This is a genomic window from Yersinia nurmii, assembly GCF_001112925.1.
GTDB lineage: Bacteria > Pseudomonadota > Gammaproteobacteria > Enterobacterales > Enterobacteriaceae > Yersinia > Yersinia nurmii.
The window spans coordinates 134,469-157,443 of sequence record NZ_CPYD01000010.1 but is presented as its reverse complement, the minus strand read 5'-3'; the positions used below and the strand labels follow the sequence as shown (position 1 = coordinate 157,443).

Genomic DNA, 22,975 nt, shown 5'->3' with positions numbered 1-22,975 from the left:
AAGTTAGCGGATAATACCGCGGGTCGAACGAGCGAAGAAATCGCTGAACGGCTTAACCGCAGGATGCTGCTCGGCCAATTCGGCAATTTCCGGCTTCACTTCATCCAAAGTACGTCCGCTGCGATACACTAGCTTGTAAGCATTACGGATAGCATGTAGAGATTCTTTATCAAAACCACGGCGTTTCAGCCCTTCGATATTAATACCGAACGGTGTCGCGTGGTTTCCTTGCGCGATGACAAAAGGAGGCACATCCTGCGCAACCCCGGAACAGCCGCCAACCATTACATGTGCACCGATCACACAGAATTGATGGACAGCGGTCATTCCGCCAATAATGGCATAATCATCCACTTCAACGTGGCCACCCAAAGTCGCGTTATTGGCAAAGATGCAGCGGTTGCCGATAATGCAGTCATGAGCGATATGGGCATTAATCATCAGTAGGTTATCGCTACCAACTTTAGTCACCCCGGTACCTTGTACCGTGCCACGGTGGATAGTCACACTTTCACGGATACGGTTACGATCGCCAATTTCCACCCGTGTCGGTTCGCCGGCATATTTCAGATCCTGGTTGGCTTCACCAATGGAAGCAAACTGGTAAATCTCATTATCGCGGCCGATTTTAGTCACGCCGTTCACGACAATATGGGATTTCAGTACTGTGCCTTCACCAATTTCCACCTGGGAACCGATATAGCAAAATGGGCCAATGTGAACATTAGCACCAATCACAGCACCTTCTTCAACGATAGCACTCGGGTGGATAAAGGCGGTTTTGTCAATCACGTATCAAGACTCCTTAGATGCGGGTACTGCTGGCGCCGCCGGTTTGCTGCGTGCGCACATCATGGTGGCAGTACAGACAATTTCACCGTCAACTTTAGCAACACCGGTAAAGCGGGTTAAGCCACGACGCTCTTTGACGAATTCAACTTCCATAATCATCTGATCGCCAGGCACTACCGGGCGTTTAAAGCGGGCTTCATCAATACCAGCAAAGTAGTAAAGTTCGCCTGGTTCAAGTTTCCCGCGGCTTTTAAATGCCAGAATGCCGGTAGCCTGTGCCATTGCTTCTAAAATCAGTACGCCAGGGAAGATAGGCTTACCTGGGAAATGGCCTTGGAAAAAAGGCTCGTTGAAAGAGACGTTCTTCACTGCACGTAGAAATTTCCCTTCCTCAAAATCAAGGACGCGATCTACCAGCAAAAAAGGAAAACGGTGCGGCAGCAGATCTAAAATCTCTTCAATATGCAGAGTATGAGTGTCAGTAGTCAAAATACTCTTCCTGTCTAAAAAATTAATGCTATCAACGACACGGCCTGCTTTGACCCCAAAAGGAGATCATTAGGCAGGCCGCAAATTAGGAACTCTGTACGCTTTGGGCAGTAAGCGCCAATAGCTTTTGTTATTGGCTCAGAGTGGTCATTACTCTTTATCGATTTTACGTTCTACAGCTTTCAAACGCTTATTCATCTCATCGATATTCATCACCAGTGCTGCGGTTTTTCGCCACGCTTTATTTGGCTGCAACGGAATCCCGGAGGAGTATACCCCAGGTTCAGTGATTGGACGCATCACCATTCCCATTCCGGTCACAACAACCTTGTCGGCAATCTCCATGTGACCATTGATCACACTGGCACCACCGATCTGGCAATAACGGCCAACTTTCAGGCTACCCGCCATGATAACGCCGCCCGCAACTGCGGTATTGTCGCCAATAGTCACGTTATGCGCAATCTGGCATTGATTATCAATGATGACACCATTACCGATAACCGTGTTATCTAGCGCGCCGCGGTCGATAGTTGTACAGGCACCAATCTCCACGCGGTCACCAATTATTACGGTGCCAAGCTGCGGGATTTTGATCCAATTACCACGATCGTTAGCGTAACCAAAACCATCTGCACCAATGACCGTACCGGATTGAATCAGGCAATGCTGCCCAATCTCAACGTCATGATAAACGGAAACATTGGCCCACAAACGGCTATCTGCACCGATTCGTGCATTTTTACCGACAAAACAGCCCGCACCAATAACCACGTTATCACCCAGAACAACGCCGGATTCAATCACCGCATTTGCGCCAATTGATACCTGCTTGCCCAAGGTTGCTTCAGGGGAAATCACTGCGCTTGGGGCAATATCCTGAGCTGGCTGTGGTGTGGTATCCATAATCTGCGCCATGCGCGCATAGGTCAGATACGGATTTTTAACGACTAAAGCAGCAACGTTACAATAAGGCAGATCTTCCTCGGTCAAAACCACGGCGCTAGCCTGGCAAGACGCGAGTTGTTCCCGGTAACGGCTGTTTGACAAAAACGTGATTTGCGCAGATTTGGCAGAATGCATTGAAGCGATGCCGGTGATGACGATATCGCCATCACCGTGCACTCGTGCATCCAACTGCTGGGCTAAATCAGCCAGTCGAATTGAAGGCATGTGTTATTTAACCTGTTTCAGCACGTCAGCAGTGATGTCTTTTGAGGAATCAGCGTATGCCACAGCATTCGCGTCGATAACCACATCATACCCACCTTTACTTGCAACAGATTTCACAGCGTCCTGAATACGACTCAGGATTTTGTTACGCTCTTCCATCTGGCGACGGCGGTTGTCTTGTTCAAACGCCTGTGCTTTTTGAGAGAAGGTTTCACGCTGTGCCATGACGTCTTTTTCCAGTTTGGTACGATCGCTGGCTTTCATGGTAGAACCGTCACGCTGCAGCTTCTGCATTTTGGTCTGCAGATCGCGCTCCATTCCTTGCAGTTCGGTTGCACGGCCTTTGAATTCATTCTCCAGCTGCTTAGCCACGGTTTCACGCGCGGGTAATTGTTGGAAAATGCTGGAAACATTAACAATAGCAATCTTGTCAGCGGCTTGAACGCTGGCTGAAGCAGCCAATGCTAAACCAAGACCTGCGGCACACAACCACTTTTTCACTATAAACTCCTTACCATTACCCGTTTGTGTCAGAGACACCCTGAAATGCACTTGACGCCGGATTGATCCGATGCAGCAAAGGTAATACTAGATCACCTTTACCACAGAGAGATCGGCGTCAGCGCGATCTTTACTTATCGATCAACAATTCTTGCTCAACGACTCAGTAGCCTGTTACCAGGTTTTACCAATGTTAAACTGGAACTGCTCGGATTTATCACCCGGATAATCTTTGACTGGTTTGGCGTAAGAGAACACCAATGGACCCAGCGGTGACATCCACTGTAGTGCCACACCCGCAGAAACGCGAATATTGCTTGGGTCGCTGTAGTCAGGGATCCCGGCTGCTGCCGTTGCCGCAGTGTTTTCCCAGTGAGTATCCCAAACGGTACCTGAATCGATAAAGATCGAAGTACGAACCGAGTTAGAATATTTTTCACTGATAAACGGCGTTGGCGTGATCAATTCGATACTCGCCACCGCCATGGCGTTACCGCCCACAGCATCGGTAGATTTATTAACCGTAGTACCATTATTCGCATAGTATGCAGCTTTAGGCCCGATGTTGTTCGAGCGGAAACCACGTACGGTGCTGGAACCACCGGCATAGAAGTTCTCGTAGAACGGCATTTCTTTGCCACCGAGACCATCACCATAACCCAAGCGCCCGCGACCTAACAGAACCCAAGAGCGATCCTGATCCAACGGCAGGTAGCCGGAAGTATCGAAGGTCACTTTGTAGAATTCGTTATCGGAACCAGGGACGGTTACTTTACCGTTAACTGAAGATTTCACACCGGAAGTCGGGAAGAAACCGCGGTCCAGGTTGTTATAAGTCCAACCAAGGTTCAGGGTAAAGTCATCAGCGGTGAAGTCAGCGCGGTCAGTATAATTCGGCTTCTGGCCGACTGACTCGAGATAACGCCACATAGCAACCTGCGGCAACATGTCAGATAGACTGTTGTGCACGTAGCCCACGCCTACGCGTAACGAGTTATTTTCGTTGATTGGGAACCCAAGGGTACCGTCAACGCCATAGCTGCTGTTGGTATAACCTGACAGGTCTGCGTTATCCGCTTTAAAGTCGTTGTAGAACACACGACCACCCAGACTCACGCCATCAACGGTGAAGTAAGGGTCGGTTAACGTAAATTCAGCATAGGTTTGGTAATCATTCTTAGTACCGTTAATCCCCACGGTGTTACCCGTGCCCAGCCAGTTATCCTGCTGAACACCCACCTGGAAACTCACGCCACTTTCAGTACCGTAGCCAATGCCGAAGTTCAGGCTACCGGTATTACGTTCTTTAACTTTGTAAACAATATCAACCTGATCGGCAGTACCCGGAACACGCTGTGTTTCCACATCGACGGTTTCGAAGTAACCCAAACGGTTCAGACGATCTTTACCTTGTTCAACCTGAGCGTTACCCAGCCAAGCACCTTCCATTTGACGCATTTCACGACGAAGAACGGAATCTTTACTGGTGTCATTGCCTTCGAAGCGAACATGACGCACATAGAAACGGTTACCCGCATCCACATTAATGTGCAGTTTCACGGTCTTATCCGCATCGTTGATTTCAGGCTGAGTCTGTACACGCGGGTAAGCGTAGCCATAGCGACCTAACATCTTTTTGATGTCGTCTTCCATGCGCGTCACTTTACCGCCGTTGTACAACTCGCCCGGCTCGATTTTGGTCAGCTTCTCAGCTTCAGACTGATGGCCCGCCAGATTCCCGTTGACCACCACGCTGCTCAACTTGTACTGCTCGCCTTCAGTCAGGTTGATCGTGATGTAGATGCCTTTTTTATCCGGCGTCAGACTCACCTGAGTAGAATCGATGTTGAAGCGTGCGTAACCGCGATCCAGATAGAAGCTACGTAGGATCTCAAGATCGCCTGCCAGTTTCTGTTTCTGATATTTACGGTCACCAACCACGTTCCACCAAGGCACTTCATCGCGCAGTTGGAAACGTGAAATCAGTTCATCAGTGCTAAACGCGTGGTTCCCGACGATATTGATCTGCTGAATTTTGGCAGATACACCTTCGGTAAACACCAGCTTCAGATCGACACGGTTGCGCGGCAATGGCGTCACTACGGCTTTCACCGAAGCACTGTATTTACCCACGCTGTAATAGAAGTCCTCCAGACCTTTTTCAATGCTGGAGATCGTTGTGCGGTCTAGTGCCTCGCCAACCCGAACGCCAGAGGCTTCAAGGTTCTGTTTGAGCATATCCTCTTTCACCGCTTTGTTACCGGAGAAAGTGATACTGGCGATCGTTGGGCGTTCTTTGACTTGAACAATCAGAGTATTACCATCGCGCAGAACGCGAACGTCCTCGAAGTTGCCTGTGGCAAACAACGCACGGATAGTATTACTGATGTCATCATCACTGACGGTATCGCCTACGCGAACCGGCATATTAAGTAACGCCGCACCGACGGCGACTCGCTGCAGGCCTTCGAAATGAATGTCTTTCACTACGAACCCGTCTGCACCGTATACGGTGGCGCTGCCAAACAGCAGCGACGCTATGAGCAACTTTTTCATCGCCATCGTTGTTATGCGTTCTTCCTAACCTATCCCCTGCCGTTAAAAGCGGGAGAAATCATTGAAAAGTGCAAGTCCCATCAACAGCATTAGCAATATTGAGCCAATGCGGTAGCTGAAATCTTGAACTCGCTCAGAAACCGGCCCACCCTTGAGCTTTTCTATCGCCAGGAAGAGCAGATGTCCACCATCTAATACCGGTAACGGGAACAGATTGATAATCCCTAGGTTGACACTAATTAGTGCCAAAAACATCAGGTAATAAATCAATCCGAACTCGGCTGAAACTCCTGCACCCTGTGCAATGGAAATCGGGCCACTCAGGTTATTCAGCTTAACATCACCAGTAATCAGTTTACCCAACATGTTGACCGTCAACCGCATCAGCTGCCAGGTTTTATCTCCAGCCTGATAGAGTGCCGTAAACGGACCATATTGGCGAATCGTTTTATACTCATCCGGAAGCGGTATAACTTTCGGAACTACGCCTGCAAAGCCCTCGGTTCTGTCTTTACCCGCCGATTTTGTATCTGGAATCAGGGTTAAAGACAAGGGAGAACCACCCCTTTCAATTTCAACTGCCAGTGGCTTGCCAGGATTTTCTCGTACCCGACTGGCAAATGTCTGCCAGCCTTCAACTAACTGACCGTCAACTTTAACGATCCTATCCCCTGCTTGTAAACCCGCCTTTTGCGCCGCCGACGCTGGTTGAACCTCTTGCAGCACTGATTCAATCTGCGGGCCACGCGGAATCATCCCCAAAGTCACCACGGGGTCTTGCTTATCAGGCTCAAACGACCATTGACGTAAATCCAGAGTTTTCTGTACTACGTTATCAGAGCCAAAAGGCGCTACGCCAACCTGCACCTGCTGGTCGCCAATTTTACCAACCAGAGCCAGGCGAACTGCAGACCAATCAGGCGTTTCGATACCGTCAACAGACTTAAGTTCCATTCCAGCAGAAATATCAGCCTGCGCCGCAATGGATTGTGGTGATATTTCACCCACAACCGGACGAAAGCTCGGGATGCCGATGATAAACACCAGCCAGTAGGCAAAAATAGCAAAGAGGAAGTTGGCGATAGGGCCGGCGCTGACGATCGCAGCACGCTGGGCAATACTTTTATTGTTAAAAGCCTGATGGCGGAATTCCGGTGCAACGGCTTCGGCACGCTCATCCAGCATTTTCACATAACCGCCGAGGGGAATCAGGGCGATCACATACTCGGTACCTTGTCGATCGGTTCTGCGCCATAAGGCTTTGCCAAAACCGATAGAAAAGCGCTCAACACGGACACCACAGCGACGCGCCACCCAAAAGTGGCCGAACTCGTGAACCGTAATTAAGATGCCCAGCGCAATGATAAATGCAGCCAGGTTCCAGAGTATGCTCATCATAATCCCTAAACTCCCCGTCAGTGACGGATTAAAACACTAACAGCATCAGGCAGGCAAATACCGGCACGGCTGCGGTCAGGCTATCGATACGATCCAGTATCCCGCCATGACCAGGAATCAGATGACCACTGTCTTTGATTCCCGCTTCACGTTTGAACATACTCTCGGTCAAATCCCCGAGTACTGAGGCCAAAGCCGCAACCACAGAACACACTAACAGTTTTTCCGGAATCACATCCAGCGGAGCATAGCGGCCGAACAGCCAGGCTATCAACGCCGATGACAGCAAGCCGCCTATCAACCCTTCCCAGGTTTTTCCTGGGGAAACTTTCGGTGCAAGCTTATGTTTGCCGAACATTTTGCCAAACATGTAGGCACCGGAATCCGCCCCCCACACCAGCAACATCACGTAAAGTAGCCACCAGGCGCCGGTTGAATGATTTTGTTCATAACCGTACTGACGCAGTGCAAACATGCCCCAGAAGAATGGCACTATGGTCAGAATACCGAAGATAATTCTGATGGTTCGCGAGTTACGCCAGAAAGCAGCCGAGCGCGGGTAGGTCAACACCAGCAACAGAGCGACTATCCACCACCCCATCGATGCCCAAAGTGGGCCGCTGACTTGCAAGTCGTGCACTTTAGGTTGATATTCTGGAATACTCAACCACATTGATACCAGCAAGAAACCGCAGAGTATCGCCAGCCAGATGCGCTGTGAGTGTGAAGCGAAGCCAGCGAGCTGCCCCCACTCCCAAGCCGCCAACATACAGACCGCCAGCGTCACAATGGCAAAACCAACCGGCGGCAGCAAAAACAGCGCCCCGATGACGATAGGGATTAAAATCAAAGCAGTTATGAGACGATACTTCAGCAAAAGTTCCCCCTAAGATGCAGCAACATCGTTAGGTGTAGTTCCACCGAAGCGGCGCTCGCGTTGTGCAAATGCATTCAGCGCACCTTCAAAGACAAGTTCATCAAAATCAGGCCAGAGGACATCAGTAAAGTAAAGTTCAGCATAGGCTATTTGCCACAGCAGGAAATTACTGATGCGATGTTCGCCACCGGTCCTGATCACTAGATCCACCTGAGACTGTTCGCTCAGGCAAATATGAGAATTTAACAAATCCTCAGTGATATCTTCAGGTTGTAACAATCCCTTTTGAACCTGCCCAGCCAATTGGCGCATTCCCTGAATGATATCCCAACGTCCACCATAATTGGCAGCAATGTTAAGCTTTAAACCATCATTATTTGCCGTCAGCGCTTCAGAGCGTCGAATTCGTTCCTGCAAACGTCCACTGAAGCGGCTGATATCACCGATAACGCTTAAACGTACGTTATGTTTATGCAGACTTTTCACTTCGCTGTCCAGCGCTCGAACGAAAAGCTCCATCAGTGCGGTCACTTCCTGAGCAGGGCGATTCCAGTTTTCACTACTAAAAGCATAAAGCGTGAGCGCATCTAATTGATGAGTGGCGGCAAAACTTACCGCACGGCGAACTGATTTCACTCCCGCTTTATGACCGAAGATCCTTAATTTACCCTGACGTTTAGCCCATCGACCATTACCATCCATAATAATAGCAACGTGGCGCGGGCCTTGGGGGGACAAGTTAGCCCTATCTTCATTTACGGACGACATAACGCGAACATTCTTCCTCAATAAATACGACTGCTCTTCCCGAACATTAGGCCTCATGCGCACAAAAAAAGCCGTGTACTGAATCACGGCTTCTTATATGACAGCCAAACCAGAGGGTCTAAATACCCATAGAACCGTTAATCAAGGGTCTGTCTGCCCATTGACGGCGCAGACTATATCATCTCAGTCCGAGTCGAACAAATTCCGCCAATGAATAACATCACCTTCAACGACTTAATGCACCTAATGCTCGCTCAGCAGCAATCCGTGCCAAACGGTCAATATCTAAGACTTCATCGACTGAATTGGGTTCCTGCAATACCAAACTTTCGAGCACATTTCTGTTTAATCTTGCAATATCCGTGAAACCAATGCGCGATTGCAAGAAAGCCATGACAGAAATTTCATTAGCCGCATTTAATACCGTGGTCGCCGCCTGCCCTGCGTTAAAAGCTTCCATTGCCAGCTGCAGACACGGATAACGCTGATAATCAGGCTCTGCAAACGTCAGCGGCCCCATACGGCAAAAATCTAACGCTTCAACGCCTGATTCTACCCGATTTGGGTAAGCCATCGCGTGGGCGATTGGCGTGCGCATATCCGGTGTACCAAGCTGTGCCAGCACGCTTCCGTCCTGATAGCGAACCATCGAGTGAATCACCGACTGCGGATGCAGAATCACTTCAATCTGCTCCGCCGAAGCGTTAAACAGCCAGCGAGCCTCGATATATTCCAGCCCTTTATTCATCATGGTCGCTGAATCAACGGAAATCTTGCGACCCATAGACCAGTTAGGATGAGCACAGGCTTGGTCTGGCGTCATTGTGGCAAACTGATCCAACGGTGTTTCACGAAAAGGACCGCCGGAACCGGTCAGAATAATACGCGATACGCCATTCTCAATTAGAGAAGAATAGCCTAATTGTTGCTGTACGCGCTCTGGCAAGCTTTGGAAAATGGCATTGTGTTCACTATCGATAGGGAGCAGTTGCGCACGACTTTCCCGCACCGCGTCCATGAAAAGACGGCCACAGGTAATCAGTGATTCTTTATTGGCCAGCAGCACTTTTTTACCCGCGCGGATCGCTGCCAGCGTAGGTAATAGCCCGGCTACGCCGACGATGGCAGCCATGACCTGATCGACTTCACCGAGAGCAGCCAGTTCGCAGGCAGCCTTTTCACCGGCTAACACTTCGGTTTTGCTACCTTGTTCAGACAGCAAACGGCGCAGCGCTGCAGCAGAATCTTCGTCCGCCATTGCCGCATAACGCGGGGTAAATTCCAGACATTGTTCTGCCATTAATGTGACATTGCGCCCTGCAACCAATGCGGTGACAGCGAATAAATCGGGATTAGCCCGCACAACGGCCAGTGTACTGCAGCCAACGGAGCCAGTAGAACCAAGAATAGTCAGTTGCTTCATGAGGGTGCTCTGAATAACTGTTTTTATGATAGGAAGATGCATCAGTATGAAACATCTGAGCCCGCAAGACTAAGACATTTAGCCCAAATATCAGCTGTTGTCTTCAATAAAACCGTACAGATGTAAAAAACAAAGCGCCGCCTAAGCGACGCCTTGCGGAACCGGTTAACGATTAGAAATTCATTAACTCAGCTTCTTTATCAGACAAGATAGAGTCGATTTTCTTGATGAAGGTATCAGTCATTTTCTGAACTTCATCCTGACAACGACGATCTTCATCTTCGCTGATAGCTTTATCTTTCAACAAGGCTTTAACCTTATCGTTAGTATCACGACGCACGTTACGCACAGAGACACGGCCCTGCTCTGCTTCGCCACGCACCACTTTGATCAGGTCTTTACGACGCTCTTCGGTTAGCGGAGGCAGTGGAACGCGGATCACGGTGCCAGCTGAAGATGGGTTCAGACCCAAATCAGAAGACATGATCGCTTTTTCTACCGCGGCGTTCAGGCTGCGGTCAAATACGGTAATTGCCAGAGTACGGGAGTCTTCTACTACCACGTTGGCCAACTGGCGCAATGGCGTTGCGCTACCGTAATATTCAACTTGAATACCATCAAGAATACTTGGTGAAGCACGGCCAGTACGTATTTTGTCGATATGGCCCTGGAATGCTTCTACGCACTTACCCATGCGCACTTCTGCATCTTTTTTAATTTCGTTAATCACGTTGCGAACCCTTGTAAACTGGTTACTTGGCAGGCTATACCTTGCAGCATAGCCGGTGAATATGTAAACCAGCAATTGCTGGTTAAAGGGGACTCAGCGCACAATTACGTGAAGCCCCCTAATAAGAACGGCGCTATTTAGCGATCAACGTCCCTTCGTTTTCACCCATCACAACACGACGCAGCGCGCCAGGTTTGTTCATGTTAAATACGCGAATTGGCAAGTTATGGTCACGAGCCAGCGTAAAGGCGGCAAGATCCATCACTTTCAGTTCACGTTCTAACACGTCTTGATAGGTTAACTGTTCGTACAGCGTAGCATCAGGATCTTTCACCGGATCGGCTGAATACACACCGTCAACTTTGGTGGCTTTTAACACCACGTCGGCTTCGATCTCGATACCGCGCAAACATGCCGCTGAATCAGTAGTGAAGAATGGATTGCCGGTTCCGGCAGCAAAAATCACCACGCGATTGTGACGCAGCAGGCTGATTGCTTCAGCCCAGCTGTAGTTGTCACATACGCCGTTCAACGGGATTGCCGACATCAGGCGGGCGTTCACATAGGCACGGTGCAGTGCATCACGCATTGCCAGGCCGTTCATTACGGTAGCCAGCATTCCCATGTGGTCGCCCACTACGCGGTTCATCCCAGCCTGTGCCAAACCGGCACCGCGGAATAAGTTACCACCGCCAATTACCACACCGACCTGAATACCCAGTTCGACCAGCTCTTTGACTTCTTGAGCCATACGATCCAAAACGCTAGCGTCGATACCAAAACCTTCCGCGCCTTGCAGGGCTTCGCCACTCAGCTTTAGCAGGATTCGCTGATATACGGGTTTTGCATTGGTTGCCATGGTGTTCTGTCCTAAGCAGCAGTAATAGTATTGGGGATTTGACCGTCATACATTCAGAACACCTATAAGCGAGCTGAAAGTCTACGGACTAAATTCTAGATTGGATAAAATGGAACCGCCTGTTGGCGGCCCCATTTTTAAGCATTAAGACTGTTTGCTCATTGCTGCAACTTCAGCAGCAAAGTCAGTCTCAACTTTCTCGATGCCTTCGCCCACTTCGAAGCGGATGAAGTTAATCACGTCAGCTTTATGCTCTTTCAGCAGTTCACCAACGGTTTTGCTTGGGTCCATTACGAAGTGCTGACCGGTCAAAGAAACTTCGCCGGTGAACTTACGCATACGGCCTTCAACCATTTTCTCTGCGATTTCGCGTGGCTTGCCAGATTCCATAGCGATGTCCAACTGGATTTGGTGCTCGCGAGCAACAACTTCAGCCGGGACGTCTTCTGGTTTAACGTATTCTGGTTTGCTTGCAGCGATGTGCATAGCGATGTGCTTAACCAGCTCTTCGTCAGCACCGGTAGCGGCAACCATAACGCCGATACGCGCGCCGTGCAGGTAAGTACCCAGAATGTCGCCTTCCAGAGCAGCAACACGACGGATATTGATGTTTTCACCGATTTTAGCAACCAGGTTAGCGCGTTGTTCTTCGAACTGTGCTTTCAACACTTCGATATCAACGATTTTGCCAGCCAGTGCTGCTTCGATAACTTCGTCGCCGAATGCTTTAAAGCCAGCATCTTTAGCAACAAAGTCAGTTTCGCAGTTCAGTTCCAGCATCACGCCGAATTTGCCGTCTGCAGAAACTTTAGCCAGGATGATACCTTCAGCAGCGATACGGCCTGCTTTCTTGGCAGCTTTAGCCTGACCAGATTTACGCATGTTATCGATCGCCAGCTCGATGTCGCCATCAGCTTCAACCAGCGCTTTCTTACATTCCATCATACCTGCGGCAGTACGCTCACGCAGTTCTTTTACCAAAGCAGCGGTAATAACAGCCATTTCAATTTTCCTCGGTTCTCTCGTGAAGATAGTTCTCACTGTAGATACGCAAAGGGGGCCTATAAAAGGCCCCCTAACCAACATATTTCAATACCTGGTTAATAAGGGCTCAGTGACGAGCCTGTCTTATTATTCAGCTTCTACGAAGCTTTCTTCCGCTTGAACGGCCAGATCTTGAGAACGACCTTCACGGACGGCGGCAGCAACAGCGCTCAGATACAGTTTAACTGCACGGATTGCGTCATCGTTACCAGGGATAATGAAGTCAACGCCATCTGGATCGGAGTTGGTATCAACGATAGAGAATACCGGGATACCCAGGTTGTTAGCTTCTTTGATAGCGATGTGTTCGTGATCGGCGTCAACAACGAACAGTGCGTCAGGTAAACCGCCCATGTCCTTGATACCGCCCAGGCTGTTTTCCAGCTTGTTCAGCTCACGGGTACGCATCAGAGCTTCTTTTTTGGTCAGCTTTTCAAAGGTGCCGTCTTGAGACTGGATTTCCAGATCTTTCAAACGTTTGATGGACTGACGAACGGTTTTCCAGTTAGTCAGCATGCCGCCTAACCAGCGATGGTTCACGAAGAACTGGTCGCAGTTATGAGCAGCTTCTTTTACCGCTTCGCTTGCTGCGCGTTTAGTACCAACGAACAGGATCTTACCTTTACGGGAAGAAATCTTAGTCAACTCAGCCAGAGCTTCGTTGAACATTGGTACAGTTTTTTCCAGGTTGATGATGTGAACTTTGTTACGTGCGCCGAAGATGAAAGGCTTCATTTTCGGGTTCCAGTAACGAGTTTGGTGACCAAAGTGAACACCAGCCTGAAGCATGTCGCGCATGGAAACAGTTGCCATGATTAAAACCTCTATATTTAACGATTGGGGTTATGCCTCCACGTGTCCCATAACACCGACCCCACAAGCCTCCGCTATAAGACAGCGGCTTTAGGGCACCCCGGTGTATGTGCCGACACGTGTGTGTTATTTACACATATGAGTGCGATTAGTACTACTTGGCTGAAGGCTCATTGCTGCCCTAAGGGCATATGACGCAGAGCGGATCGCCGGCGCGCTTTATACCATAATCCGGCACCATACACCAACTTTTGTTGCATTTCGTGGCAGCATAAAAAGGAAAGTTTGGCAGCAATTTGCTGGGCTGGTACCATATGCAACAGCATTTTTTACTTATTTAATCATAACAGCGGCCACACTCTGGCCCCTGTGGACCTTTTCTTCATGGCTATCACAATTAAAACACCTGCAGATATCGAAAAAATGCGCGTTGCCGGCCGCCTGGCCGCTGAAGTGCTAGAAATGATCGAACCTTACGTAAAACCGGGCGTAACGACCGGCGAACTGGATCGTATTTGCCACGATCACATCACCAATAAGCAGCAGGCTATTTCCGCCTGTCTGGGCTACCACGGCTTCCCGAAATCAGTCTGTATTTCCGTTAACGAAGTCATCTGTCACGGTATTCCAAGCGACGATAAAGTGCTGAAAGACGGCGATATCGTGAATATCGACGTGACCGTAATCAAAGACGGTTTCCACGGTGATACGTCCAAAATGTTTATCGTTGGCAAACCAACTATTCTGGGCGAGCGCCTGTGTCGTGTCACTCAGGAAAGCCTGTATCTGGCGATTAAAATGGTGAAACCAGGCATTCGTCTGCGCACCTTGGGTAAAGAGATTCAGAAATTCGTCGAGGCGGAAAACTTCTCCGTAGTACGCGAATACTGCGGCCACGGTATCGGTGAAGGTTTCCACGAAGAGCCACAGGTTCTGCATTACGATGCGGATGACGGCGGCGTGGTACTGCAGCCCGGTATGGCTTTCACTATCGAGCCGATGGTTAACGCCGGCGATTACCGCATCCGTACCATGAAAGACGGCTGGACGGTAAAAACCAAAGATCGCAGCTTGTCTGCACAGTATGAGCATACTATTGTGGTGACTGAGAACGGCTGCGAAATAATGACGTTGCGTAGGGATGACACCATCCCCAACATCATAACGCACGAGTAATGACGACAAGCCGGCAATCGCCGGCTTTTTTATGGGCTGCGTTTTATATCGGAAAACCCTATGTCTGACCACAACACTGAAAACCCTCTCCCATCGGCATCAGTGAGCGCTCTCCCTGAGCAGCCTGCATTTCCCAGCACTTATTCCGATAGCGAACTCCACTGCCAACCGTTGAAACAACGTTTGGAAACCTTCCAGAACTGGCTGGCCGATGCCTTCAATGCAGGGGTTAGCGCGGAAAAACTGGTGGTTGCCCGCAGCAATTATATTGATGCTCTGTTACAGCGACTGTGGTCCTTTTATGGCTTTGAGCCTATTCCGCAGACCGCACTGGTCGCCGTTGGTGGCTATGGCCGCGGCGAACTGCACCCCCTGTCCGATATTGATGTATTGGTATTGAGCGAGCAGCGTTTAAGCGATGAGCAGGCGCAGCGCGTCGGGCAGCTTATTACCCTGCTATGGGATTTAAAACTGGAAGTCGGTCACAGCGTACGCACCCTTGAAGAGTGTCTGCTGGAAGGGCTAGCTGATTTAACCGTCGCCACTAATTTGATCGAATCCCGCTTGATTTGTGGTGATGTCGCGCTATTTTTGCAAATGCAGAAACACATTTTCAGCGATAGCTTCTGGCCCTCTCCCGAATTTTTCGATGCCAAAATTGCCGAGCAACAAGAACGGCACAAACGCTACCACGGCACCAGCTATAATCTGGAGCCGGACATCAAAAGCAGCCCCGGCGGCCTACGAGATATTCACACTTTGCTGTGGGTTGCCCGTCGCCACTTTGGGGCCACCACGCTGAGTGAAATGGTCGAGTTTGGTTTCCTGACCAAAGCGGAAAGCAACGAGCTTATCGAATGCCAAAGCTTCCTGTGGCGCATCCGTTTTGCCCTTCATCTGGTCTTAAATCGCTACGATAACCGGCTGCTGTTCGATCGCCAGCTTAGCGTGGCGCAACTGCTTCGTTATCAGGGAGAAGGCAACGAACCGGTTGAGCGCATGATGAAAGATTTCTATCGAATGACGCGTCGCGTCAGCGAACTGAACAACATGCTGCTACAGCTATTCGATGAAGCCATACTGGCGCTGGATACTAATGAAAAACCACGGCCTTTGGATGATAATTTCCAGCTACGCGGCAATCTGATTGATCTACAGGATGAGCAACTGTTTATCCGCCAACCCGAAGCCATCATGAGAATGTTTTACCTGATGGTCCGCAACCAGGATATCACGGGCATCTATTCCACCACTGTGCGCCAACTGCGCCACGCTCGCCGTCATCTAAAACAGCCGCTGTGTACCATTCCAGAGGCTCGCAAGCTGTTTATGGCTATTCTGCGCCATCCGGGAGCCGTTTCCCGTGCCTTACTACCGATGCACCGCCACAGCGTGCTGTGGGCCTATATGCCGCAGTGGGGTAGCATTGTCGGCCAGATGCAGTTTGACCTGTTCCATGCCTACACTGTCGATGAACACACTATTCGGGTATTACAAAAACTGGAAAGCTTCGCCGACGAATCAACTCGTCCGCGCCATCCATTGTGCGTAGAGCTATATCCGCGCCTGCCTCAGCCGGAATTACTGTTGCTCGCCGCGCTGTTCCACGATATAGCCAAAGGGCGCGGCGGTGACCACTCCATTCTCGGCGCGCAGGATGTGCTGGAATTTGCCGAGTTACACGGATTGAACTCGCGGGAAGCTCAACTTGTTGCCTGGCTAGTTCGTTGCCATTTATTGATGTCAGTGACGGCTCAGCGTCGTGATATTCAGGATCCAACAGTTATTCAGCAATTTTCTGCCGAAGTACAAAGTGAAACGCGCTTACGCTACCTGATTAGCCTGACGGTGGCTGATATTTGTGCCACCAATGAAAACCTATGGAATAGCTGGAAGCAGAGTTTATTGCGCGAGCTCTATTTCGCCACTGAAAAGCAGCTGCGACGAGGCATGGAAAACAGCCCGGACCTGCGAGAACGTGTGCGCCATCACCGTCTACAGGCGTTGGCATTGCTGCGAATGGATAATATTGACGAAGAAGCACTTCACCGAATCTGGAGTCGCTGCCGCGCCGATTATTTCCTGCGCCATTCACCAAATCAATTGGCCTGGCATGCCCGACACTTACTTGAGCATGATTCCACCAAACCTTTGGTGCTAGTCAGCCGCCAAGCTACACGTGGCGGCACAGAAATCTTTATCTGGAGCCCTGACCGCCCTTCCCTATTCGCTGCCGTGGTGGGTGAATTAGATCGACGTAACCTGAGTGTTCACGACGCCCAGATTTTCACCAATCGTGACGGTATGGCGATGGATACCTTTATCGTCCTAGAACCGGACGGCAGCCCGCTGGCGCAGGATCGGCATCCGGTGATTCGTCATGCGCTGGAACAGGCAATGACACAGCCGAACTATCAGCATCCACGGGTCAGACGTTTATCGCCCAAACTGCGTCATTTCAGCGTGCCTACCGAGGCTAATTTCCTGCCAACTCATACAGATCGCCGTAGTTATCTCGAACTTATCGCCTTGGATCAGCCGGGACTATTGGCCAGAGTTGGGGAAATATTTGCTGATTTGGGATTATCACTTCACAGCGCTCGCATCACCACTATTGGCGAAAGGGTTGAGGATTTATTCGTATTAGCAGATAAGGATCGTCGGGCATTGAATGCCGAAACGCGAAAGGAATTAGCTCAACGGTTGACAGATACCCTCAATCCGAACGATAAACTGTGATACAAATAACTTTTTAACGATTATTTTTCTTACAACCTTTCAACTTCAGGAAAGAGAACCGGATGCAGCAACTACAGACCGTTATTGAAAACGCCTTCGAACGCCGTGCAGAGATCACTCCGGCTAACGTAGACACCGTAACGCGCGAAGCCATTAACCACGTTATCAATCTGTTAGATACCGGCGCATTGCGCGTAGCGGAAAAGATTGAAGGCCAGTGGGTAACACATCAATGGCTGAAAAAAGCCGTTCTGCTCTCCTTCCGTATCAATGATAACCAAGTGATGGAAGGTGCAGAAACTCGCTATTACGATAAAGTCCCAATGAAATTTGCTGATTACGACGAAGCGCGCTTCCAGCGTGAAGGTTTCCGCGTCGTACCACCGGCTACCGTACGCAAAGGCGCTTACATTGCCCGCAACACCGTGCTGATGCCTTCCTACGTCAATATTGGCGCTTTCGTTGACGAAGGTACCATGGTTGATACCTGGGCAACGGTAGGTTCTTGTGCTCAGATCGGTAAAAACGTGCACTTATCCGGCGGCGTTGGCATCGGCGGCGTATTGGAGCCATTGCAGGCTAACCCAACCATCATCGAAGATAACTGCTTCGTAGGCGCACGTTCCGAAGTCGTTGAAGGGGTTATCGTAGAAGAAGGCTCGGTGATTTCCATGGGCGTATTTATCGGCCAAAGCACTCGTATTTACGATCGCGAAACCGGCGAAATCCATTATGGTCGCGTACCGGCTGGCTCAGTTGTGGTTTCTGGTAATCTGCCTTCCAAAGATGGTAGCTACAGCCTGTACTGTGCGGTTATCGTGAAGAAAGTCGACGCAAAAACCTTGGGTAAAGTCGGCATTAACGAGTTATTACGCACCATAGACTAACATTCAACTAGCGGGCCAATCAGCCCGCTATTTTTTTGTCTTGTAAGCAGTTATCGCCTGCAATCACATTTTATGGCAACAATAACCGCCATAATAGAAACTGTGGAATATAAAACCAATAAGGTGGCGCTATGTATGACAACCTGAAAAGCTTAGGAATCACTCAACCGGAAGATGTCGATCGCTACAGCCTGCGTCAGGAGGCCAATAACGACATTCTGAAAATTTATTTCCGCAAAGATAAAGGCGAGTTTTTTGCTAAAAGCGTCAAATTCAAGTATCCGCGCCAGCGTAAAACCGTAGTTGCGGACAACGCCGGACAAGGTTACAAAGAAATTCACGAAATTAACCCGAATCTGCGTTATGTGATTGATGAGTTGGACCAACTCTGCAAACGCGACCAAGTTGAAGTGGATTTGAAACGCAAAATTCTGGATGACCTGCGTCATTTGGAAAACGTGGTTGCTCACAAAATCTCTGAAATTGAATCCGATCTGGAAAAACTAACGAAAAGCGGCCGCTAATACCCGCCCATAATCCGTTAGGAACAAGATAGGCAATAACGAGACAAATAGTAAAAGTGGCGATATCTGTTCGCCACTTATTATTTACGTCAATTTTTTATTGACGCTAATCACGTGAACACAGCAACGACGGGATTCCAACGCGGTTTATTTCAGCAATTGGCCCCATTGTTCTACCCACGGGCAGGAAACCGCCTCAGGCTCCGGCTGCTCAATCGCATCAATTTCTAAGATCTCGCCGATACGCGTCGCGCCCTGCTCCTGCAATAAAGCGTCAAACGCGCGCCCTGCACCGCAGTAGTTATCGTAGCTGCTATCACCTAATGCAATAACGCCGTAGCGCAGCTCTGGCTGGAAACCAACCTGATCGCGCACAGCCTGAAACAACGGCACGATATTGTCAGGGAAATCCCCTTGCCCGGTGGTGGACGTGATCACTAACGCATAATGCTGGCGATAATATTGCCAGGCTTCCAGCGTACCTTCGTCAAATAGCTTAACTTCGTGGCCTTGCTCATTCAGTATGTTTTCAGCTTCTTCCGCAACTAAAAGCGCATTGCCATAAACCGTACCGACAAAAATACCCACCTGAGCCATAAAAAACCTTCTTTAAATTACCAATTAGTTACTCACTATCCTGACCTGCGTCGGCGGGAAACTCAACCCTTTCAAGCTCAGGGAGAAGCCCTTCCCAGCCAAATTGTGATATCACGCCCTGCCAGGCACTGTCCCAACGCGCAGATAGCGCCAAGGATTCACCGGTGACCGGATGGTTCAGCGATAAATGGCTGGCATGTAACATTAAGCGTGAGCAATCAAAATGTTGCGCCATTCCGCGATTCTGACGTAAATCGCCATGCGTGCTATCCCCCAGAATCGGGTGACGAAGATGCGCCATATGACGTCGTAACTGATGTTTACGCCCAGTTTCCGGAGTCAATTCCATCAAACTGTAGCGAGCGGTTTCGTAGCGACCAATAGCGACTGGCATCTCGGCTCTCGCTAACGCACGGTAATGCGTAATCGCTGGTTTTGGCGCTTTATCTTGGCTGGCAAACTTATCGGCAATTTTGTCCAACTCTTCGGTCAAAGCGTAGTCAAGAGTGTCTTCGTCTAACACATAACCACGTACAACCGCATGATAAACCTTCTTAACTTCATGTTGTTCGAACTGTTGTGACAATGCGCGCGCCACTTCGCTAGACAATGCCATTAACAATACGCCAGAAGTCGGACGGTCCAGACGATGTAGGGTGTACACATGCTGGCCAATCTGGTCACGCACCGTTTGCATCACAAAAACGGTTTCATTGCGGTCAAGCCAGCTGCGGTGTACCAACCAACCAGCAGGCTTATTAACCGCAACAATATGTTCATCTTGATAAAGTATTTCGAGCATTATTCGCTTTCTATATTTAACAGGTCATCGAGACGCTGCAACTGTGCCAGAAGAAGACTGCAATCCGTCTGATGATCTTTCAATGCCACCTCAAAATAAGGCGTTACGGCAAAACGGGTTGGTAAGGGAGCACTATTTTCTAGCAGCGCATTCATTCGCGGTAGCAATACCCACTGAAGCCATTGCTCAGCGGCCATGGTATCGACGCAAAAAGGCTCAACGCTTTCAAAAGCCTCAGCCTCTGGCGGAGATGACTGCCAAAGATTAATGGTGCGTAATGCCAGATCGATATCCTGTAAAATCTGGCGTACCTGATTGTTTAGACTCATGTTTTAATTCTCGACCAAAAATGGGCCAAAACAGGCCAGAAAGGAAGGTTCACTCCTGATAATCCGGGTGAAAACAAAAGCGCGCAAGCATACCATCGAAGCGCAAGAGGCCCAACTATCGGCTAATTAAATCCGCTATCAATAAACTAAATAAAGAAAGTGAGTTTAAGCCGCAGTGAAAAAAACATAAAAAAAGGGGTACTGTTTTACCAGTACCCCTCTGTTCGTTTTATAGCAATCCAGCTAAATTGATGCTCCCTGCTCAATCCTTGAAAACTTTTCCTGCGGTTATCCTAACCAGCAATCCTTCGCGATGTCCTACACCATCCTGGTGCGATCCTTAGGTCATCCTAACCCACCAATAATCCTTTATCGGCTCCCTATCTCCATCCTGGAGGTGTCCCTTGTTTCGTCCTAAAACATCCCTTCACTCGTCCTGAGCAGTCCCTGATTTCCTTCATCCTGAAGCTGCATCATCCCGATGCTGTTCCTTTCCAACCAGATCCTATCTGGTGAATAAAGGATCACTTAATTGGCGAACAGAGACAAGATACTGTAAAGCCTCTTATCTATACGTTTTAATAGACAAAAAAATGAATGTTTATAACGGAGTGATTTTATTGAGAATAATTCTCACGCAAGAAAATCGTCTCTAAAAAATAGAAGCTATATCTTACAGCCCGTGTGAGAGATCTCTCACACGGAAATCAGATAACCTTAATTAAATTAAGGTTTATATTGGCATCACTGGGCGCAATGCATCGAGGAAATGGCTCAGACTGGAGGCTAAAAGCGAACGTTGATTACTGCCAAAGTGCTCCAAAACGACATTGCCAGTAACGTTGCACAACGATGCCATTGTCATTTCAGATTCAGTCGTTGCCAGAAACAGCGTCGGGGACAGTTTGAGCCGTTTTTGCGTAACCAAATGACCAATAAGGTTTTCCTGTAATCGGGTAAAATCATCCTCACTCCATACCTGCAATAGAGTAAAACGATGATCGCCCAATTCCGCGGTCATATCTCCCGCGTACTGCTGCGTGTAAAAGGTATGAATATCTTCATGTAACTGGATTTCTAACGCGCGAGCCACGCTTTCTAACGTTGCTGCCGGTAAGAATGGCTGCGGAAGCCAGTAAATCTGATCCTCCTGAGTCTCCGTAATACAAGGCGAAGCCACTCCGTACAACTCGTGGCTGGCTGGCGCATGGCCGGTTTGCTGCTGCCATAGCTCAACGTAGCGCTGCGTAAAGCTCTGTAGAGCGGTTGAAACATTCTGGTCCATATTATCTCTCAACATGCGATAAGCCTGCGCTAAACTGGGAAAACGAAACTTCGCCTTCAGCGACAATGCCTGACGCGGCATAAATGGTAAACTATCGGCTATTGTACCGATCTCTCACCTAGGGAACAGCATGTCTTCATATCAAGATCATCAGGCTCTGGCCGAACTCACTTTAGGAAAGCCTACCGCTTACCGTGACCATTATGATGCGGCCTTGCTACAGGCAGTTCCCCGCAGTATGAATCGCGAGCCGCTGGGATTATATCCTAATAACCTCCCCTTCCACGGCGCGGATATTTGGACTATGTATGAGTTGTCCTGGCTCAATGCCAACGGCTTGCCGCAGGTTGCCGTCGGCGAAATCAGCCTGAAAGCCGATAGTGTTAATCTTATCGAATCCAAGAGTTTTAAGCTGTATTTGAACAGTTTTAACCAGACTCCCTTTAGCGATTGGGAAAGCGTTCGCCAGACTTTACAACAAGACCTATCAACCTGCGCGCAGGGCGAAGTCAGTGTCAATCTCTATAAACTGAATGATCTAGCTGGGCAACTTATTGCTGACTTCAATGGAGAATGTCTGGATGAACAAGATATTCGCATCGATAATTACGAATTCAGCACCGATTATCTGAAAAATGCTGCGGGTCAACAGATCGTCGAAGAGACGCTGGTCAGTCACCTATTGAAATCCAACTGCCTAATCACTCATCAGCCAGATTGGGGATCGGTTCAAATCCGCTACCGTGGCCCACAGATCAACCGTGAAGCATTGTTGCGCTATCTGGTTTCCTTCCGTCATCACAATGAATTTCATGAGCAATGTGTGGAGCGTATTTTCAACGACTTAATGCGCTTCTGCCAACCTGAAACTCTGTCGGTCTATGCCCGCTATACCCGTCGCGGCGGCTTGGATATCAACCCTTGGCGCAGCAATACCGACTTCACTCCGTCGAGTGGGCGTTTAGCGCGTCAATAATGCGTGCCATTACGCAACATTGGCAGTAAAAGTCTCGTTAGTATTGGCAAAAAACAAGGGACGACGTTAAGGTGGATTGAAGTGTGTTGCGGCAATAATGAACCATAAAGACTGCCATCACCTAAAGAACAATTAATCTGATATTCCAATGGAGACATCGAGAGCGGGACTCTGGTACGCAAAAAAGCGAGATCATAAAGAGAATAGCCGCTCTTTGGTGCAATGCAGTGACTACGG

At 49.2% G+C, this 22,975-nt stretch carries 22 protein-coding genes; 5 read left to right on the top strand and 17 right to left on the bottom strand.

What is annotated here, in order from left to right; translation table 11 throughout:
- Nucleotides 1-3: 3 nt before the first annotated feature.
- The 13 genes from lpxA to rpsB form a co-directional block, all read right to left on the bottom strand.
- Nucleotides 4-792 (bottom strand): acyl-ACP--UDP-N-acetylglucosamine O-acyltransferase, encoded by a 789-nt coding sequence (lpxA, locus tag AD970_RS13435; protein WP_049599940.1) that lies wholly within the window; start codon nt 790-792, stop codon nt 4-6.
- Nucleotides 793-795: 3 nt separating this feature from the next.
- On the bottom strand, nt 796-1,281 hold the full coding sequence (fabZ, locus tag AD970_RS13430) for a 3-hydroxyacyl-ACP dehydratase FabZ (RefSeq protein ID WP_049599939.1): 486 nt from the start codon (nt 1,279-1,281) through the stop codon (nt 796-798).
- 150 nt (nt 1,282-1,431) lie between these two features.
- A complete protein-coding gene (lpxD, locus tag AD970_RS13425) occupies nt 1,432-2,454 on the bottom strand; it encodes a UDP-3-O-(3-hydroxymyristoyl)glucosamine N-acyltransferase (RefSeq protein WP_049599937.1) in 1,023 nt (340 codons plus the stop codon).
- Between the two features lie 3 nt (nt 2,455-2,457).
- Complete coding sequence (skp, locus tag AD970_RS13420) at nt 2,458-2,955, bottom strand: molecular chaperone Skp (RefSeq protein WP_049599935.1); 498 nt, start codon at nt 2,953-2,955, stop codon at nt 2,458-2,460.
- A 174-nt stretch (nt 2,956-3,129) separates the two neighbouring features.
- Nucleotides 3,130-5,517 (bottom strand): outer membrane protein assembly factor BamA, encoded by a 2,388-nt coding sequence (gene bamA / locus AD970_RS13415; protein WP_049599932.1) that lies wholly within the window; start codon nt 5,515-5,517, stop codon nt 3,130-3,132.
- Nucleotides 5,518-5,553: 36 nt separating this feature from the next.
- Entirely contained in the window at nt 5,554-6,909 is a 1,356-nt protein-coding gene (gene rseP / locus AD970_RS13410) for a sigma E protease regulator RseP (RefSeq protein WP_049599929.1), read from the bottom strand.
- Nucleotides 6,910-6,937: 28 nt separating this feature from the next.
- Nucleotides 6,938-7,786 (bottom strand): phosphatidate cytidylyltransferase, encoded by an 849-nt coding sequence (gene cdsA / locus AD970_RS13405; protein ID WP_049599927.1) that lies wholly within the window; start codon nt 7,784-7,786, stop codon nt 6,938-6,940.
- Nucleotides 7,787-7,795: 9 nt separating this feature from the next.
- Nucleotides 7,796-8,554 (bottom strand): (2E,6E)-farnesyl-diphosphate-specific ditrans,polycis-undecaprenyl-diphosphate synthase, encoded by a 759-nt coding sequence (gene ispU / locus AD970_RS13400; protein ID WP_049599924.1) that lies wholly within the window; start codon nt 8,552-8,554, stop codon nt 7,796-7,798.
- A 226-nt stretch (nt 8,555-8,780) separates the two neighbouring features.
- Complete coding sequence (gene ispC / locus AD970_RS13395; protein WP_049599921.1) at nt 8,781-9,977, bottom strand: 1-deoxy-D-xylulose-5-phosphate reductoisomerase; 1,197 nt, start codon at nt 9,975-9,977, stop codon at nt 8,781-8,783.
- Between the two features lie 172 nt (nt 9,978-10,149).
- A complete protein-coding gene (frr, locus tag AD970_RS13390; RefSeq protein ID WP_049599918.1) occupies nt 10,150-10,707 on the bottom strand; it encodes a ribosome recycling factor in 558 nt (185 codons plus the stop codon).
- Nucleotides 10,708-10,840: 133 nt separating this feature from the next.
- On the bottom strand, nt 10,841-11,566 hold the full coding sequence (gene pyrH / locus AD970_RS13385; protein ID WP_004719674.1) for a UMP kinase: 726 nt from the start codon (nt 11,564-11,566) through the stop codon (nt 10,841-10,843).
- 144 nt (nt 11,567-11,710) lie between these two features.
- Entirely contained in the window at nt 11,711-12,568 is an 858-nt protein-coding gene (gene tsf / locus AD970_RS13380; protein WP_049599914.1) for a translation elongation factor Ts, read from the bottom strand.
- A 129-nt stretch (nt 12,569-12,697) separates the two neighbouring features.
- Nucleotides 12,698-13,423, bottom strand: a complete 726-nt coding sequence (rpsB, locus tag AD970_RS13375; RefSeq protein ID WP_049599912.1) for a 30S ribosomal protein S2 — start codon at nt 13,421-13,423, stop codon at nt 12,698-12,700.
- A 384-nt stretch (nt 13,424-13,807) separates the two neighbouring features.
- Between rpsB and map the strand changes: the two genes are divergently transcribed.
- The 4 genes from map to AD970_RS13355 all read left to right on the top strand — a co-directional run bounded on the left by map (nt 13,808) and on the right by AD970_RS13355 (nt 18,749).
- Nucleotides 13,808-14,599, top strand: coding sequence for a type I methionyl aminopeptidase (gene map / locus AD970_RS13370; RefSeq protein ID WP_049600024.1), 792 nt, complete (start codon nt 13,808-13,810; stop codon nt 14,597-14,599).
- Nucleotides 14,600-14,659: 60 nt separating this feature from the next.
- A complete protein-coding gene (glnD, locus tag AD970_RS13365; RefSeq protein WP_049599909.1) occupies nt 14,660-17,338 on the top strand; it encodes a bifunctional uridylyltransferase/uridylyl-removing protein GlnD in 2,679 nt (892 codons plus the stop codon).
- 62 nt (nt 17,339-17,400) lie between these two features.
- Nucleotides 17,401-18,225, top strand: coding sequence for a 2,3,4,5-tetrahydropyridine-2,6-dicarboxylate N-succinyltransferase (gene dapD, locus AD970_RS13360; RefSeq protein WP_049599907.1), 825 nt, complete (start codon nt 17,401-17,403; stop codon nt 18,223-18,225).
- Between the two features lie 131 nt (nt 18,226-18,356).
- Complete coding sequence (locus tag AD970_RS13355) at nt 18,357-18,749, top strand: DUF3461 family protein (protein WP_049599904.1); 393 nt, start codon at nt 18,357-18,359, stop codon at nt 18,747-18,749.
- A 147-nt stretch (nt 18,750-18,896) separates the two neighbouring features.
- On the opposite strand, the gene AD970_RS13350 is transcribed toward AD970_RS13355, so the two are convergent.
- The 4 genes from AD970_RS13350 to syd all read right to left on the bottom strand — a co-directional run bounded on the left by AD970_RS13350 (nt 18,897) and on the right by syd (nt 21,762).
- A complete protein-coding gene (locus AD970_RS13350) occupies nt 18,897-19,346 on the bottom strand; it encodes a flavodoxin (RefSeq protein ID WP_049599901.1) in 450 nt (149 codons plus the stop codon).
- A 28-nt stretch (nt 19,347-19,374) separates the two neighbouring features.
- Nucleotides 19,375-20,148, bottom strand: coding sequence for a tRNA pseudouridine(65) synthase TruC (gene truC / locus AD970_RS13345; protein ID WP_049599900.1), 774 nt, complete (start codon nt 20,146-20,148; stop codon nt 19,375-19,377).
- Nucleotides 20,148-20,477, bottom strand: a complete 330-nt coding sequence (locus AD970_RS13340) for a YqcC family protein (protein ID WP_049599898.1) — start codon at nt 20,475-20,477, stop codon at nt 20,148-20,150. The genes truC and AD970_RS13340 overlap by 1 nt, the downstream gene beginning before the upstream one ends.
- A 733-nt stretch (nt 20,478-21,210) precedes the next feature.
- Entirely contained in the window at nt 21,211-21,762 is a 552-nt protein-coding gene (gene syd, locus AD970_RS13335) for a SecY-interacting protein (protein ID WP_049600022.1), read from the bottom strand.
- Nucleotides 21,763-21,892: 130 nt separating this feature from the next.
- On the opposite strand from syd, the gene queF reads away from it, so the two are divergent.
- The gene (gene queF / locus AD970_RS13330) at nt 21,893-22,738 is read left to right on the top strand and encodes an NADPH-dependent 7-cyano-7-deazaguanine reductase QueF (RefSeq protein WP_049599894.1); all 846 of its coding nucleotides are present in this window, start codon (nt 21,893-21,895) and stop codon (nt 22,736-22,738) included.
- The last annotated feature ends 237 nt before the right edge of the window (nt 22,739-22,975 follow it).

What these genes read in the sequence shown, in the direction of transcription:
- tsf (WP_049599914.1), bottom strand. Translation starts at nt 12,568, where the DNA reads ATGGCTGTTATTACCGCTGCTTTGGTAAAAGAACTGCGTGAGCGTACT.
- pyrH (WP_004719674.1), bottom strand. Translation starts at nt 11,566, where the DNA reads ATGGCAACCAATGCAAAACCCGTATATCAGCGAATCCTGCTAAAGCTG.
- bamA (WP_049599932.1), bottom strand. Translation starts at nt 5,517, where the DNA reads ATGGCGATGAAAAAGTTGCTCATAGCGTCGCTGCTGTTTGGCAGCGCC.
- rpsB (WP_049599912.1), bottom strand. Translation starts at nt 13,423, where the DNA reads ATGGCAACTGTTTCCATGCGCGACATGCTTCAGGCTGGTGTTCACTTT.
- rseP (WP_049599929.1), bottom strand. Translation starts at nt 6,909, where the DNA reads ATGATGAGCATACTCTGGAACCTGGCTGCATTTATCATTGCGCTGGGC.
- map (WP_049600024.1), top strand. Translation starts at nt 13,808, where the DNA reads ATGGCTATCACAATTAAAACACCTGCAGATATCGAAAAAATGCGCGTT.
- AD970_RS13355 (WP_049599904.1), top strand. Translation starts at nt 18,357, where the DNA reads ATGTATGACAACCTGAAAAGCTTAGGAATCACTCAACCGGAAGATGTC.
- ispC (WP_049599921.1), bottom strand. Translation starts at nt 9,977, where the DNA reads ATGAAGCAACTGACTATTCTTGGTTCTACTGGCTCCGTTGGCTGCAGT.
- lpxD (WP_049599937.1), bottom strand. Translation starts at nt 2,454, where the DNA reads ATGCCTTCAATTCGACTGGCTGATTTAGCCCAGCAGTTGGATGCACGA.
- syd (WP_049600022.1), bottom strand. Translation starts at nt 21,762, where the DNA reads ATGGACCAGAATGTTTCAACCGCTCTACAGAGCTTTACGCAGCGCTAC.
- AD970_RS13350 (WP_049599901.1), bottom strand. Translation starts at nt 19,346, where the DNA reads ATGGCTCAGGTGGGTATTTTTGTCGGTACGGTTTATGGCAATGCGCTT.
- dapD (WP_049599907.1), top strand. Translation starts at nt 17,401, where the DNA reads ATGCAGCAACTACAGACCGTTATTGAAAACGCCTTCGAACGCCGTGCA.
- ispU (WP_049599924.1), bottom strand. Translation starts at nt 8,554, where the DNA reads ATGTCGTCCGTAAATGAAGATAGGGCTAACTTGTCCCCCCAAGGCCCG.
- glnD (WP_049599909.1), top strand. Translation starts at nt 14,660, where the DNA reads ATGTCTGACCACAACACTGAAAACCCTCTCCCATCGGCATCAGTGAGC.
- AD970_RS13340 (WP_049599898.1), bottom strand. Translation starts at nt 20,477, where the DNA reads ATGAGTCTAAACAATCAGGTACGCCAGATTTTACAGGATATCGATCTG.
- queF (WP_049599894.1), top strand. Translation starts at nt 21,893, where the DNA reads ATGTCTTCATATCAAGATCATCAGGCTCTGGCCGAACTCACTTTAGGA.
- truC (WP_049599900.1), bottom strand. Translation starts at nt 20,148, where the DNA reads ATGCTCGAAATACTTTATCAAGATGAACATATTGTTGCGGTTAATAAG.